Consider the following 14578-nt stretch of genomic DNA (forward strand, 5'->3'; position numbering starts at 1 on the left):
TTTCCTATGAAAGCGAGGATCGTCGGGTCACCACAAGCGAAAAGAAATGCCCCGGTCATTCCATAAACTCTTGAAGTGTTCCCGCCGCGGTTCTTTCAGTCTGGCGTGATCCCGCGGCTACACCCCATTCAGCCGCCAAGGGGCTGTGCCATGGCGCGCGACGCAGAGGTTTGCAGCGAGCTTTTTGCGGTTCTCCCGGCATAGTGTCGGCCAACTCCGGCAATGTGTCAGGCAGGCTGACACCTTGCTTGGTGCATTCCAAAATTGCCTATGCAAAACTTTTCGTGAAGGCTGGGTGAACAACCCCTGAAAAATAAATAATAACTCTTCGAAGGTGCCAACCGATGCTAACCAGAAAGCTCAAAGGCTTGATTGTCGCTTCCACCGTGGCGGCCGCGGCGCTACTTTCCACCTCCGCTGTTCTGGCTGACGATCTGCAGAAGATCCAGGAGGCCAAAGAGATCCGGATCGCCATGAGCGGTCAGTACTCTCCCTTCAGTTTTGCCAATGAACAGAACCAGATCGTCGGATTCGACGCCTCCATCAGCGAGGCCCTGGCTGAGCGCATGGGGGTCAAGGTGACGATCGTCACGACCCCATTCGACGGGATCATCGCCGGTCTCCTGGCGAAGAAATACGACGCGATCATCGCCTCCATGACCATTACCCCGGAACGCCAGAAGGCCGTGGATTTTGTCGGACCCTACTACCATGCGGGCCGCACGATCGTGGTCAAGGAAGACTCGCCCATCCAGAGCCTGGATGAACTCAAGGATGTGACCGTCGGCGTCACGCTCGGCGATGCCCATGACAAGTGGGCCCGGGCGCGCGGCAACCTCAAGGTCAGGACCTATAAGGGGCTGCCGGAAATGCTGGTCGACCTGGAGGCCGGGCGAATCAACGCGCTGGTGATGGACAGCGTTCCAGTGCTGGTCGCCGTCAAGGAAACCGGGCAGAAGGTGCGCATCATTACCCCGCCCGAGAGCGACGGTAGCATTGAAGGCATGGGCATTGCGCTGCGCAAGAACAACCCTGAGCTCAAGGCGACGATGCAGAAGGCCCTGCAAGACATGCTCGCCGACGGTACCTACGAAAAGATCTCGATGAAGTGGATTGGCAACGATATCCGCTGATTCATCGCACGTCTGGCTCGACCTGGGGTCGGGCCAGTCAATCCGACTGTTCTGAGGGTTCCCATGGATCTGACACTCATACAGCGCACATTCCCGTTTTTCCTCGAAGCGGCGTGGATTACCGTGCAAATCTCGGTACTGGCTTTGCTCCTGGGTCTGTTGGTGGCGTTCGTGCTGGTGGCTGCGCGGTTGTCCACGGTGTTCCTGTTCCGGTGCCTGGCGAGAATCTACGTCAGTGTTTTTCGCGGTACGCCGTGCCTGGTTCAATTGTTCATCATCTACTTCGGCGGGCCGCGGATCGGCCTTGAGCTGGAGCCGTTCGCCGCCGGGGTGATCGGCCTGGGCCTGAACATCGCGGCCTACATGTCTGAATCCATTCGCGGCGCCATCAGCAACGTCGATCCGGGGCAGGAAGAGGCGGCACGTTCCATTGGTTTCGGGCGTCGCCAGACGTTATGGCTGGTCACGCTGCCCCAGGCTGCCAAGTTGATGATTCGGCCGCTGGGGGTTAACGCCGTGGCTCTGATCAAAGGCTCGGCCTTGGTTTCAACCATCTCGGTGGTTGAGCTTTCCTATACCGCGCAGCGCTTTATCAGCTCGACCTACAAACCCTTTGAAATTTTCATGGTGTCTGCGCTGCTGTACATCGTGATGGTCTACTCGGTTCGATTTGTCGTCGACTATCTCGATAATCGTTTCGCGGCAAGGTGAGAACATACCCATGCAAGGTCTGGATCTAAGCATAGTTACACCTTATTCCGAGTTGCTGGCGACGGGGCTGTGGTGGACGGTCGTGATGTTTGTCAGTTCCAGCCTCTTGAGTTTGCTGGCGGGGATCGCCTTTGCGCTGATCGTGCTGTATGCGCCCAAACTCATGGCGCTGCCGGTGCGTTTTATGACCTGGTTGCTGATGGGCACGCCACTGCTGCTGCAGCTATACGTGATTTATTACGGCCTGGTGCAGGTCGGGATCGACATTCCCGCACTGGGGGCGGGCATCATCGGTCTTAGCCTGCACTTCGCGGTCTACAACGCCGACGTGATTCGCGCCGGCGTGGTGTCAGTGGACCCTGGGCAGATCGAAGGCGCCCGCTCCATTGGCCTGAGCCGTGGCCAGACCCAGCGTTACGTCATCGTGCCGCAAGCGCTGCGCAGCACCATTGCTCCTCTGGGCAACAACCTGATTGTCCTGCTCAAGGACACGTCTCTGGTTTCCATCATCGGTATTGCCGAGTTGGTGTATAGCGCCCAATTGGCCGTGAGTGAAACCTACAGCCCGTTTGAGTTCTATCTGACAGTTGCGGTTATTTACTATGCAGCCAATCTTGTTCTGGAAGTCGGCCTGCATCTTCTCGAAAAAAAGGTAGAGATGTCACGATGATCAGCGAAAAAATCATGGTTGAGGTCAAGGGCGCACGTAAGGCCTACGGCGCACTCGAAGTACTCAAGGGCATCGATCTTTCGGTCTCGCGCGGACAAATCGTTGCCATCATCGGCCCCAGCGGTTCGGGTAAAAGCACGCTGTTGCGGTCAATCAACCAACTGGAAGTGCTTAACGATGGCGAGATCTGGCTGGAGGGTGAACACGTCAACCGGCCATTGAAAGGTCGTGCCTATGAGCAGCATATCAATGCGGTCCGTCAGCAGATGGGCATGGTGTTCCAGCACTTCAATCTGTTTCCGCACCTGACCGTGTTTGAAAACATTGCCCTTGGCCCGATCAAGCTCAAGGGCCTTTCGAAAAAAGCCTCCCGTGAACTGGCCATGGAATACTTGTCAAAAGTGGGGTTGGCCAACAAGTTCGATGAGTATCCCTCGCGCTTGTCGGGCGGCCAGAAGCAGCGCGTGGCGATTGCCCGGGCGCTGGCGATGCAGCCCAAAGTGATGTTGTTCGATGAGGCGACCTCGGCGCTGGACCCCGAGTTGGTGGAGGAGGTCAACCAGGTCATGAAGCAGCTCGCTGCGGAGCACATGACCATGTTGATCGTCACCCACGAAATGCGCTTTGCCGGCGAAGTGGCAGACCGGATTGTGTTTATGGACGGTGGGGTGGTGGTGGAGGAGGGGGCACCGCAGGATATCCTGCAAAACCCCGTTCACGAGCGGACTCGGTCATTCCTGAAAAAGCATCTGCACGACCGATAGTTTTTAGGTGGGCAGGTGTTGCATCGCGCTCGACCAGCGTTGTCCATCAAAGGTGAAGCAAAGCGCTTCACCATTAACGATAGGGTTGATCTGGTCGAACTCACGAAACGAGCCCATGGCCGCTGCATCAATTTGCTGGGGCGCCAGCAGGATCAACCAGCGCACAACCTGCATGAACTGCCCGTGGCCGAACACCAGCACCGAGCCGCTGTTGCCCTGCAGTTGGCGCAGCGCTGCTTGCGCGCGCAGCACCAGGTCTCGGAATGACTCTGTCCCGGGCCCGTGGGTGTGATCCGGATCGCCAGCACGCCAATACGCGTCTACCCATGGACGTCTTTGCGCCGCCGTTGTATTCCGGCAGCTTTCGGGCGAGAGGTAGGTGAACTCCTCGACCGGCCACACCTCGATCTGGGCCTCCGGAAACTTCCTGAGGGTAGGGGCCGCGGTATCCTGGGCTCGGGTAAACGGTGACATCAGGATCAAGTCCGGTGCCGCCGGCAAGGTCTCGGCAATGGCTTGGGCCTGGGCTCTGCCGCGCGCAGTGAGGGGGATCAGGGCCGGGTCCGACGATGAGCCGCCGGCATTGGCGGCGCTCTCGCCATGTCTTATCCACGTTACCGTCAACACCAGGTGCTACCTCTCACTGAGTAATCCATCCAGGAACGATAAATCCCCCTGCAGTGCTTTGTAACCTTTAATGGTCTCGATACCGGGCGACGCGAACAGATTAAAAGGTGTCCAAATGCCTTACCGAACAGCAAGGGACGCATTCATGCACGGTGTGCGGGCGGCCTGGGTTACCTGGAAGACTCGAAGCACGCTCCCGACATTGGCGCTCGGGATGGGGGCGTTGTGGTTGTTGAAGTACTTCACCGGGGAGTGGCGCCTGTGCCGGGCAGGCAGCGGGTCACTCGGGTGTCATCAGTACGGCCAGCGTCAGTTTGATGAACTCCTCGTTGTGGTCGATGGTGTCCAGGGCGCTACGCACGTGGTCGGCGACATCGGGTGAGCCGCGCAGCTCCACCCAGTTCGACAGTTCCAGAATGGCCGCTTCGAGGGCGAGCTGGTTTTCGTTGAGCTTGGAGAGCAGGGAAGGCAGCAGGTCGGAATTGGGCATGGCGAATCCTCCGTGGTGGTTTCAGCGTAGCAGCCACATCAGCGGGAGGAGGCCGGACGCGTGGGCGTCGGCAGGGGCGCAGCGCAATTTCTTGCGCTGCGCGGATTGTGTAGGAGGCGGCTTGCCGACGCAGCGGCCAAGGCCCCGTTGCGCGGTTGAGCGCAGAGGGAGGAGATTTTTTGTCGAGAGTGATGGCGGATTGATATTGCTGTCGGCATACTCTCGGGCGGCACATTAGGGTGCCGTCACGCCGCCCGGACATGGATGTGTTCTCTTGATAAAACAAAAATTCTTCGCTGCATTGATCTTGATGGCAGCCACGGCGTACACGGTGTTCAATCTGTTCAACATGCTGACTTTCGGCTAGTCGCGACCGGCACCGTCAATTGGGTGGAACCTATGAAAGATGATCTGAGGAACCAGGCGCTGACCCATTGGCGCAGACTGTTCCTGATGCCGCAAAGCCTCATCAACGCCGAAGATCGTTACAACAAGCTGTTGCGCGCGGCCGACCATATGGAGCGCACGCAACTGATCAGCAGTGACGAGTGGCGCGCGCTTGTCCAGCAGGCGGGCACTGCTTTTGCCAGCACCGCGCAATGCATGGGAGGTTCGGTTCAGGAGTGAAAGGGGCCGGGACAGAGGCTGACGCCTGCGCGTCAGTAGCTGGCGGCCTGGCCGAGTGTGTTGTCCTGTACGCCAGCCATCAGGTGCAGCGGCATCGGCGGTTGCTCATCCGTGCAGGGCAATTCCAGATTACCCACTACCTGGGGCGCGCGCTCACTCAGTCGGGTCGACTCTTGTTCCTGTTCCTTGGCCATTTTCGCGTGGTTCGCTGCGATTTCATGAAGAGTTGACACGTTACATCTCCGGTGACTGACCAAGCGTTTCGCTGGTGTCCTTAAACGTTAGATTGAATTAGCCCGGTGCGTCAGAATTTCGTCGTGGCGCGGCGCTAGTGCGGGCCTGTGCAATCCCTAAGCCAGACAGTATAGGGGGAACCCCATGACTTATCGCTACGCGACGAATGGTGGGGGAGTTGCGTTAAACAAATGTGACGGAGCACTGACAATCTTGGGACCGATTTGCACACTGAGGAGCGCACTGGCCCAGCGCTGATGGCTGGACCAATACGGCCGTTATCGGTTATGCGGCGATCTTGCCGTTGCTGAGGTCTTTTTTGTACTACGCCTTCATGGCTTCCATCTGTTTACCCAGCTCTTCCAGGGTGGCCTTGCCCAAGAGCTTTTTCGCCTGGGGAAACATCTCGGTTTCTTCTTCCTCGATGTGATGCTCCAGCAGCTCCTTCACCACCTTGGCTCGACCGGCGAACGCCGGGGTGGTGGGGTCGGTCAGCCTGAGGTCGGGCAACACCAGGGAATCGACCGTGCGGTGTTCTTCCTTGGCCTCGTAGTACATCTCATCTTGCTCCTTACCCCCGGCTTTTTTGAATGCCGGGTACAGGATCTCCTCTTCCAGGCGGGTGTGGATGGCGATCTCCATCTCCAGCTTGGCCACCAGGTCGGTGCGTTTTTTCACGGCGCGGTCGGTCGACTCACTGAGTTGGGTCAGAATGGCTTTGACGCGCTCGTGGTCAGCTTGCAACAGGTCAATGGCGTTCATGCAGGTCACCTCTTTGGTCACGGGGGCATTACGGTTCGGTCTATGCCTAACGCAGGAAACACCCAATAGACGTTGCAGGGCCTGTGCCAGCGGGGCGATGTAATACGCCAAGTAAAATCAAAGGCTTATGGGCTGGTTGGGCGGAGAGTGCCATGCAGGTTGCACGGAACGGTGGGTTGCGCCATGCCAATAGCCCATCTGGCCAGCAGCAACCGGCGAGCGTTAATTTTCGACAAGCTGATAGCCAGTGAAAGGGCGCAGACCATGAACGCCGCAGGTGTGGTGCGCGCCAGGGCGCCGGTGAACAATGCGCCGACGCTGGTTTTGACCTCGACTTCGGGCACCCCGTCATACCCACACTTCTCATCGCCTTGCGCTGATTGAGTCGTGCCTGAGTGCTCTACATTTGTCATGTGGCCGGCAAGTTAGCAGGTGGTAATTAACAGGGAAGTCGCGCTACTGTTGGCAACTAGCGGGTGGTTGAATCTGGAGTGTTAGATGTACATAAGATCCAATGTGTATCACCTGTTCATGCAGCAATACCCGGATGCGCATTTTGTGACGGTTTACCATGAAAACGGCCGAGTTTCGGAAATGGCTTCGGGTAAGTGCCAGGGAAAAGTCGAGGTGGTTTTTGTCGGGACCTACGAAGTCAATGGCGGGCTGGTGGTCGAAAGCCGCATCACTGAAGACGCTTGGGGCCTGCCGGAAACGCTCTACAGCGCGGGGCCGATGCATTACTACACCATGGGGGCCGACCGCGCGATGACCCACGCCAACAGTCCGATCTGTACCAAGCGTTGAGCTTGCCGTGCGCGCCTGAGGTCCGGTACTGAAAATCTGCTTCGCGCAAAAAAGTGGGCATTGCCTGGAGATTGGACTAAGGTCCATGGGGCTCAAGAATATTGTATTTATCATTTAAACCAGGAACTGGAATTCCGCTCGCAACCTCGACCCGGCTGCGCAGGTCACAAGGATCGTAAAATGCCCAATAGAACTGCACGCCTGACTATATTGATAAACCAGCAGACCAAAAAAGAACTTGAGGATCTTGCTGCGCTCTCTGACTTGACCACTTCGCAAATCATTCGCAAGCTCATAAAAGACTATCTGGAAGATGCCGATTGCCCGCCGGTGCTATCTCCCAAACACCTTATCCAGTAGGTCGTTGGGTTAGGCGCCGTCCCGGGTGGAGGCACAGCCGTGGTTGCGGCACTGCCCATAATCGATTGTCCGGGAGAGTTTTGGCAGTCGGGAATTAACCTTTTTACGTAAAAAAAGTGTGGTTATTTAAGCACTTAGCTAAAATTTATTTCATTTTTTACATGTAAATATCTTGTTACAAGTCATCGGGTCGGGTTACTATCGCCCTGCGTTCACCACCACGGTTTATGCATTTTTAAGCCCCAAGTTTCCATCAGCTACTTGGGCTTTTTTTTGCCTGGAGTTTGACCATCCCACCTGATGGCAGATATTCCCAGCCACCATAAGGCCAGGACAAAAGGTTATTAGACCGTCCCCCGGGCCTCTGCTAAAAAAGTAATTGCACGAGGGCCGCACCCCAAGAAGCGGGTTGGCTCACGACGTGCACCGCATCTCCATTTGCTCAAATGGAAATCGCCCAACATTGAGCTGGGCAACGATCAATGAGTCCGATGCCACCCTTCGGGTCAATTGCTGCGCCTCTGGCCAACTGCTCGCGCAACGCGCAAAGGGCTCATTGATCACTTTCCCTGCTGCCGCCCATCCTCAGCCAACACTCCCGTTAGAATGACCGCACTTGAACAGGTGAGTGGGTCACTGATGCGCAGAGAAATTGGTTATTGGCACCGGGAAGGGCGCGAGCTGTTCTATTACCTGGAATTCGAACCGCAGACCGCGGCGTTTTTCCTTACCTGCGAACACCGGCCCAAAGGCGGCGACATGAGCGTCAGGCGCGTCCCCCTGAGCGAAGCCCGGGGCGAGCGTTACTACGAGGATGCCTTGTTGATCATCAAGGAAGAGCTATTCAGGGATTACCGGATCTGAGCGCCGTGCCCGGTGTATCGAGCCGCGATCAAGTCGGGCGATTAAGGTGCTACAGTTTTCCCGTGCACCTTTACCAGTCGTACCCAGAGACGGAGGCCATTGTCATGTTACTCAACAAGCCGGAACAGGAACTGCGCCGCGACCTGCAAGGCATTGCATCGGACCTGCGGTGGTCGGCGGTGGACATCAAGGCCATTGCCGAGCGACTGCAGCAGGCAGGCAACCCGGTGGACGCGCAGGCGTTGCTGAGGATGTGCGAGGTGTTCGAAAAAACCGAGGCGCGGCTCGTCAGCTACGCCAATGAAGTCAAGGCTCACAAAATCAATCTGAGCACCTGAGCTGCATCACCACAGCGTCTGCCAGGACCCACCCGCGAAAACCCCAAGAGCCCCGCGCTCTTTCAGTCATCCCCCAGCAGAAGCAGTCGTCCGACTGCTTCTGCCCATGCCTCGTGCCCAGATAAATTTCAGCTTCCAACTACTATTACTTTTGCCCAGGCCGGACAAATTCGATAAAGTTAACCATTAGGTCAACTTTTTTGGTTTGTCGGCCCTTCGCATCGCCAGGAAGGGTTTCTGAATGACCTGAATTTTCCAGAACACCATAACGACATGGACGGATTTCATAACCGTCCAGAGGATGATCCATGTCCAACCGTGATATATCCCGGCGCTCCTTCCTGCAGGGCGGGTTGATCGCTGGCGTCAGCGTGACGCTGACACCGCTCAGCTCCCAGGCGCTGGCGGCCTTGATGGAAAACAGCGTGACCGTGCCGTCCGAGCAATGGCTTGGCAGCAACGGTAAGGCCCGCATGCGCAACGACTCGCTGTCCAAGGTCTGCGGCAGCAAGGTGTTTGCCCGCGACATCCGTGCCAAGGACATGCCGGGCTGGCCCCAGCAGCAGGGTCACGCGATGCTGCTCAAGACCATTCGTGCCGATCGTATCTATGAAGGGTTCGACCTGGCGCTGCTGGGTGCCGACCTGCAACCGGATCGCATCGTCACCGCCCAGGACCTGGAGCAGGACGGCATTGCCTTCCCGGAAGACCACGCTCCCGATCCGCTGCTGCCGACCGGCAAGGTACCGATGTTTATCGGCCACCCGGTGGCGATCCTGATCTGGAACGACTTCGAGCGTTTCCGCCAGGCCAAGAACAAGCTCAAGTTCAACGACAAGGCGATCCGCTACGGTGCCCAGGCGCCGCTCTATACCCGCGACCCCTATGGCAGCTTCCGCTACGTGCGGGTGGGGGGGGCGACCTCGGCCGACGAAGACGAGTTCGCCAGCCTCAAGGACTCGATCCTGTTCCCGATGATTCGCGAACGCCGCCCGGTATGGAATGCCCAGCCCAACGTGCACGGCAACCTGACCGAGCGCGGGCTGTTTTACGCCGACCGCATGCAGCAGCAACTGCAAACGCCGCCGGAGGGTTGGTTGGTCTTTGACGAGCGCTACAAGACGCCGTCCATCGAGCCTGCAGCCCTGGAGCCGGACAACGGCAACGGTTGGTACGACCCGGCGACCAAGACCCTGCATTTTGTGGTCGCGACCCAGTGCCCGCTGGAAACCGCCTCGGACACCGCGAAGATGATCGCGCCGTCGCGTTTCGGCCTCGACGCGCTGAACATGCACCCTGGCTACACCGTGGGTTATGGCTCCAAGGACCACAACATCTTTGTCTACTACGCGGCCCTGGCGGCGTTGTACGGCAACGGTGTACCGGTGCGCCTGGCGAACGACCGCTACGAGCAGTTCCAGAGCGGGATCAAGCGCCACCCGTTCGACATCCGCTACCAACTGGCGGTCGACAAGCAGGATCACAGCTTCAAGATTTTCCGCGCCGACATGACCGTCGACGGCGGTGGCCGGATCAACTACAGCCCTTCGGTCGCGGCAGTGGGCGCCACCGCGGCGCAGTCGATCTACTACATGCCGCAGAACGACCTGCAAGTGACCGCCTACCACTCGCGCGGCGTTGAAGCCGGCTCCATGCGCGGCTACGGCACCCTGCAGAGCATGGCCGCGACCGAAATGATGGTCGACGAAATCGCCGATCGCCTGGGCATCGATGCCATCGACTTGCGCAAGAAAAACGTGTTGCTGTCGGGCATGAAAAACACCCAGGGCGCAGTGCCGGCCGGGGCCTTGCGCCTGCACGAGATCCTCGAGAAGGCCGCCGGTTTCGAGCTGTGGAAAAACCGCAAGGCCTTGAAACAGACCGAAGACGCCAAGGACCCCGACAACTGGTACGGGATCGGCTTCGCCATTTGCCAGAAAGACTTCGGCACCGGTTCGGAAGCGCCGATGGCGAGCATCGAGTTCACCGCACAGGGGCACATCACCCTGCGCCACATCGGCATCGAGATCGGCACCGGGATGTCCACGTCCCAGGCCCTGGTGGTCGCCGATTTCCTCGGCAGCCCGGCCAGCGAAGTCAAGACCGGCGAAACCGAGTGGGACGAACTGCAACTGACCAGCAGCGGCAACCCCTACATCATGAGCCAGGCCGAACAGGACAGCGTGCTGCGCAACCCGCGCTGGGTCGGCAAGATTGCCTCGGCGTCGTCGGCCACCAACTCGGCCTACTACTTCAGTCACGCCACCCGCGAGGCGGCGCGCGTGCTGTTCAACCACGGCCTGTGGCCAGCCGCCGTGGAAATCTGGCGCCAGGGTCCGTTTGGCGGCCAGGCCAACCCCTACGTGGTACGCCGAGAAGACGCCCATTGGGTGGATGGCAAGCTGACGGCCAACGGCATGGAACCGCTGCCATTGGCCGTGTTGGCCAAGCGTGCCCATGAACGCGGGCTGGTGACCGGCGCCACGGTGCATGGTTTCAACCGCTGGAGCTGGGCCGAGGCGGAGTACAACATCAACGGCGTGCGCGAGCGCCTGCCGCTCGACGCGCTGGCCGTGAAGTACGGCGATGGCGCGCCGCAGGCGATTAAGGCGCAGATGAGCAGCGCTGGTTTCCACCTGCTCGACCGCCAGAACGTGGCGTACCCGGCCACGCAACTGAACAACGCCGCGGTGACTTACTACAGCCCGGTGGCGACCATCGTCGAGCTGAAAGTCAACAAGGGTTCGGGTGAGGTGCAAGTGCTCAACCACCACTCCTGGCTGGAGTGCGGCCGGGTGCTGGTGCCGGAACTGGTCAAGGGCCAGCTTGAGGGCGGAATCGCCATGGGCATCGGCCACGCGTTGCTGGAGGAAATGCCGTTGTACGAAGGCGGGCCAGGGGAGGGTGACTGGAACTTCAACCGTTACCGTCTGCCGCGGGCCAAGGATGTCGCGGTGTGGAAACAGACCTCGGAAATCCTGCCACCGTTGTCGCCCAGCGACCCGTCCAAGGGGATCGCCGAGGTGGTGATGATCCCGGTGGTGGGCGCCATCGCCAACGCCGTGGCCCACGCCATCGGCAAACGGGTCCGTGACCTGCCTATCACTCCAGCGCGCATCAAGGAGGCCCTCAATGGCTAACCGTCCGCTCCAAATGACCCTCAATGGTCAAACCGTCGGTCCCGTCGAGGTCCCTGATGATCTGCCGATGATCGACTACCTGCACGAATACCGAAACCTCACCGGCTCGCGCCTGGGCTGCGGCCAGGGCATCTGCCATGCCTGCGTGGTGATCGTCGACAATCCCGACGGCACCAGCGAGGAGGTGCGCACCTGCATCACCGGCGCACATTACTTCGAAGGCAAGAAGATCCGCACCATCGAGGGGCATGCGACCCGAGACGAGGCTGGCAAGGTGACTGAGCTGAACCCGATCCAGCAGCGCTTCGTCGACGAATTTGCGTTTCAGTGCAGCTACTGCGCGCCGGGGTTCGTCAACGCCGCCACCGTGCTGGTGGAAAAGCTGCAGCGCCAGCCGATCAAGCAAAGCCAGCTGGAAGCGGTGATCGAGGACAGCCTCGGTCACCACATCTGCCGTTGCACCGGCTACGTGCGCTATTACAGCGCCACGCGCCACGTGCTCAACGATCTTGGCCTGGTCAAGGAGGGTTGAGCATGAATCGACTACTTAGCGGCGTCGCCAGTGCCGTGGGCCTGGCGGTTGCGCTGCTGGCCAGCCCAGCGGTCCTGGCGGCGGACCCACAGCAGGTCAAGCAGGGCGAATACCTGGCGCGAGCGGCCGACTGCATGGCCTGCCATACCGCGCCCGGTGGCGCGCCGTATGCCGGTGGCCTGCCGATCGTCTCGCCGTTCGGCACCATTTATGGCACCAACATCACCCCGGACAAGGAGCACGGCATCGGCCTGTACAGCGATGACGAGTTCTTCGCCGCCTTGACCGAAGGCAAGCGGCGCGACGGCGCCAACCTGTACCCGGCCATGCCGTACACGTCCTACCACCTGATGCCCCGTGCCGATTCCGACGCGATCCACGCGTACCTGAAGACGATCGCGCCGATCAATCGCGCGGCACCGGTCACCCGCCTGAGCTTCCCGTTCAACGTGCGCCTGGGCCTGATGGGCTGGAACATGCTCTACGGCAAGGACGTCAAGCTGGAACCGGCCGAAGGCAAGGGCCAGGAGTGGAAACGCGGCCAGTACATGGTCGATGTGCTTGGCCACTGTGGCGAGTGCCACACGCCACGCGGCCTGCCCGGCGCCATGCAGCAGGACAAACGCATGACCGGCGGCCTGCTCAACGGCTACCTGGCGCCTAGCCTGCTGGCCGACGACCTGGCGGCTCGCGGCTGGAATCATCAGGACCTGAGCTCGTTCCTCAAGCATGGCATGAGCGCCCAGGGCACGATGTTCAACGAGATGTTCCCGGTGTTCCACAACAGCACCCAACACCTCAGCGACCCGGACCTGGCGGCCATGGCCACCTTCCTGCTGGGCGAGCAACCACCGCAACCCAAGGTGCTTAGCGAGGTCACGCCGGACCAGCTCACTGCCAGCGCCCAGCGCGGTCGCCAGGACTACCTGAACGTCTGCGCCGGTTGCCATGGCAGCAATGGTGAAGGCAAGCCGCACATCGCCGTGGCGATGCAAGGCAACACCACCCTGCGCCTGGAAGATCCGCGCAACCTGCTGCGGGTGATCGATGACGGGATTGGCGAGCAGCAGTTTTCCGGTTTCGAGCGCATGCAGCCGATGCCGGGTTTTGCCGACAAGTTGAGCACGCAGCAATCCACCGACCTGATCAACTACCTGCGTCAGGCCTGGGGCGGGCAACCGACTGACCTGCTGATCAGCCAGATCGAACAACTGAAGGCAGAGGCTCCCGCGGAGCACAAGGCGCACTGACATGCAGCATCTTGACCTGCAAGTGATACGGCGCGCGCTGGCTTGGTCCAGCGCGGGCCAGCGTGTGTGGTTGTGCAGTGTGCTCAGCACCTACGGTTCGGCGCCTCGTGCGCCGGGCTCGATGCTGGCGGTCAACGACAGCGGGCACTGGATCGGCTCGTTGTCCGGTGGCTGCGTCGAGGACGACTTTCTCGAGCGCATGGCCGAAGGCCTGTTTGCCGAGGCCGTGACGGTGGTGCGCTACGGCGAGGGCGATGACCCGCGTTCCCAGGTCAAACTGCCCTGCGGCGGATTGCTGGATGTGCTGGTGGAAAGGTTGGAGCCCGATTGCGAGGTCCAGGCTCACTTGCGCGAACTGGAGTCCGCGCTATTGGGCCAGCGCCGGCTGATCCGTGAAGTCGACCTGCAAAGCGGTGCCCGCGGCCTGTTGGTCGACCGCGAGCACGGGCCACGCATCGAACGGGAAATCGATCGGGTGCGGTTGCGTGTCGGGGCGGCTCAACGGCTGTTGCTCGCCGGCTACTCCAGCGTTGCGCAGGCGTGCGCCGAGTTTGGGGTCGGCCTGGGGTTTGAGGTGATCCTCTGTGATCCCCGTGAGGAAGTGCTGGAGGGCGTAGTGCTGGAGCATGTGGAGATTCGCCGCCAGTTGCCCTCGGTGTTCATTGCCGAAGGCGGTTGCCACAGCGACACGGCGGTGGTCGCCTTGACCCATGATCCGCGTATCGACGACCTGGCCATGATGGAAGCCGTACGCACCGATGCGTTTTACATCGGGGTCATGGGCTCCCTGCAAACCTCGCAGAAACGCTTTGAGCGCTTGCGCCGGATCGGTGGTCTGGGGGAGGCCGAGCTGGCGCGGATACACGCGCCCATCGGCCTGAACCTGGGCAGCAAGACGCCGGCGGAGATCGCCTTGGCGGTGCTGGCCGACATTCTGCGAATTCGCAGCGGTATCGCCCGGAATCAGCTCTGATTACCGGTGCTGCACACGGCCCTCAAAGCGCTCGGCTCAGCGGAAGCGTGGCAGGGGCCGGTCCAGCGGTTTGAGCGAGGTCAGCGCGTTCTGGATCAGCGGCGCGTCCTTCTCGATGTCTTGCAGGCGGTCGCGGATTTTCATCGCCGTGGGATGGCCGTCATGTTTGTCGACCCAGTCGGCGATTTCCTTGCATGCCGCCGTCAGGCGGGTTTGGCGCGAGTCGAGCAATGTCAGCAGGGTGGTGATGGACTCTTTTTCGGACATGGAAAACACCTCCATTAGTGGAGAGGGATGGC

General features: G+C 60.0%; 18 protein-coding genes. 13 read left to right on the top strand and 5 right to left on the bottom strand.

Translation table 11 applies throughout. The features are described from left to right. The first annotated feature begins 344 nt into the window (after positions 1-344). The 4 genes from AACY45_RS13225 to AACY45_RS13240 all read left to right on the top strand — a co-directional run bounded on the left by AACY45_RS13225 (position 345) and on the right by AACY45_RS13240 (position 3278). Complete coding sequence (locus AACY45_RS13225; protein WP_339545894.1) at positions 345-1133, top strand: ABC transporter substrate-binding protein; 789 nt, start codon at positions 345-347, stop codon at positions 1131-1133. A gap of 63 nt (positions 1134-1196) precedes the next feature. After that, positions 1197-1844, top strand: coding sequence for an amino acid ABC transporter permease (locus AACY45_RS13230; protein ID WP_339545895.1), 648 nt, complete (start codon positions 1197-1199; stop codon positions 1842-1844). Positions 1845-1854: 10 nt separating this feature from the next. Next, a complete protein-coding gene (locus AACY45_RS13235) occupies positions 1855-2514 on the top strand; it encodes an amino acid ABC transporter permease (protein ID WP_339545896.1) in 660 nt (219 codons plus the stop codon). Further along, positions 2511-3278: an amino acid ABC transporter ATP-binding protein gene (locus AACY45_RS13240; protein WP_339545897.1), complete on the top strand. Its 768-nt coding sequence runs from the start codon at positions 2511-2513 to the stop codon at positions 3276-3278. The genes AACY45_RS13235 and AACY45_RS13240 overlap by 4 nt, the downstream gene beginning before the upstream one ends. 3 nt (positions 3279-3281) lie before the next feature. Here AACY45_RS13240 and AACY45_RS13245 read toward each other — a convergent pair whose 3' ends face one another. Together AACY45_RS13245 and AACY45_RS13250 are read right to left on the bottom strand one after the other, a co-directional pair. Continuing rightward, positions 3282-3905: a histidine phosphatase family protein gene (locus AACY45_RS13245; RefSeq protein WP_339545898.1), complete on the bottom strand. Its 624-nt coding sequence runs from the start codon at positions 3903-3905 to the stop codon at positions 3282-3284. Positions 3906-4185: 280 nt separating this feature from the next. Beyond that, on the bottom strand, positions 4186-4395 hold the full coding sequence (locus tag AACY45_RS13250) for a hypothetical protein (RefSeq protein ID WP_339545899.1): 210 nt from the start codon (positions 4393-4395) through the stop codon (positions 4186-4188). Between the two features lie 399 nt (positions 4396-4794). Between AACY45_RS13250 and AACY45_RS13255 the strand changes: the two genes are divergently transcribed. Then, on the top strand, positions 4795-5022 hold the full coding sequence (locus AACY45_RS13255; RefSeq protein ID WP_339545900.1) for a hypothetical protein: 228 nt from the start codon (positions 4795-4797) through the stop codon (positions 5020-5022). Between the two features lie 32 nt (positions 5023-5054). Here AACY45_RS13255 and AACY45_RS13260 read toward each other — a convergent pair whose 3' ends face one another. Beyond that, the gene (locus tag AACY45_RS13260) at positions 5055-5255 is read right to left on the bottom strand and encodes a hypothetical protein (protein ID WP_339545902.1); all 201 of its coding nucleotides are present in this window, start codon (positions 5253-5255) and stop codon (positions 5055-5057) included. 325 nt (positions 5256-5580) lie between these two features. Then, positions 5581-6018, bottom strand: a complete 438-nt coding sequence (locus AACY45_RS13265; RefSeq protein WP_339545903.1) for a hemerythrin domain-containing protein — start codon at positions 6016-6018, stop codon at positions 5581-5583. A 498-nt stretch (positions 6019-6516) separates the two neighbouring features. Between AACY45_RS13265 and AACY45_RS13270 the strand changes: the two genes are divergently transcribed. The 8 genes from AACY45_RS13270 (at position 6517) to AACY45_RS13305 (ending at position 14279) form a co-directional block, all read left to right on the top strand. After that, positions 6517-6822, top strand: a complete 306-nt coding sequence (locus tag AACY45_RS13270; protein WP_339545904.1) for a hypothetical protein — start codon at positions 6517-6519, stop codon at positions 6820-6822. A gap of 180 nt (positions 6823-7002) precedes the next feature. Continuing rightward, entirely contained in the window at positions 7003-7182 is a 180-nt protein-coding gene (locus tag AACY45_RS13275) for a ribbon-helix-helix protein, CopG family (RefSeq protein ID WP_339545905.1), read from the top strand. Between the two features lie 639 nt (positions 7183-7821). Next, complete coding sequence (locus tag AACY45_RS13280; RefSeq protein WP_339545906.1) at positions 7822-8046, top strand: hypothetical protein; 225 nt, start codon at positions 7822-7824, stop codon at positions 8044-8046. Positions 8047-8150: 104 nt separating this feature from the next. Then, positions 8151-8384: a hypothetical protein gene (locus tag AACY45_RS13285; RefSeq protein ID WP_339545907.1), complete on the top strand. Its 234-nt coding sequence runs from the start codon at positions 8151-8153 to the stop codon at positions 8382-8384. Positions 8385-8692: 308 nt separating this feature from the next. Continuing rightward, complete coding sequence (locus tag AACY45_RS13290; RefSeq protein ID WP_339545908.1) at positions 8693-11524, top strand: xanthine dehydrogenase family protein molybdopterin-binding subunit; 2832 nt, start codon at positions 8693-8695, stop codon at positions 11522-11524. Continuing rightward, positions 11517-12056, top strand: coding sequence for a (2Fe-2S)-binding protein (locus tag AACY45_RS13295; RefSeq protein ID WP_339545909.1), 540 nt, complete (start codon positions 11517-11519; stop codon positions 12054-12056). Before AACY45_RS13290 ends, AACY45_RS13295 begins: the two co-directional genes overlap by 8 nt. A gap of 2 nt (positions 12057-12058) precedes the next feature. After that, positions 12059-13306 carry a c-type cytochrome gene (locus tag AACY45_RS13300; protein ID WP_339545910.1) on the top strand — a complete coding sequence of 416 codons (1248 nt, stop codon included), beginning with the start codon at positions 12059-12061 and terminating at the stop codon, positions 13304-13306. Position 13307: 1 nt separating this feature from the next. After that, positions 13308-14279, top strand: coding sequence for an XdhC family protein (locus tag AACY45_RS13305; RefSeq protein WP_166591179.1), 972 nt, complete (start codon positions 13308-13310; stop codon positions 14277-14279). Between the two features lie 36 nt (positions 14280-14315). Here the strand turns inward: AACY45_RS13305 and AACY45_RS13310 are convergent, their stop codons facing one another. After that, positions 14316-14546, bottom strand: coding sequence for a hypothetical protein (locus tag AACY45_RS13310; RefSeq protein WP_095168489.1), 231 nt, complete (start codon positions 14544-14546; stop codon positions 14316-14318). Positions 14547-14578 lie beyond the last annotated feature (32 nt).

This window comes from Pseudomonas sp. RA_35y_Pfl2_P32 (genome assembly GCF_963970735.1).
GTDB lineage: Bacteria > Pseudomonadota > Gammaproteobacteria > Pseudomonadales > Pseudomonadaceae > Aquipseudomonas.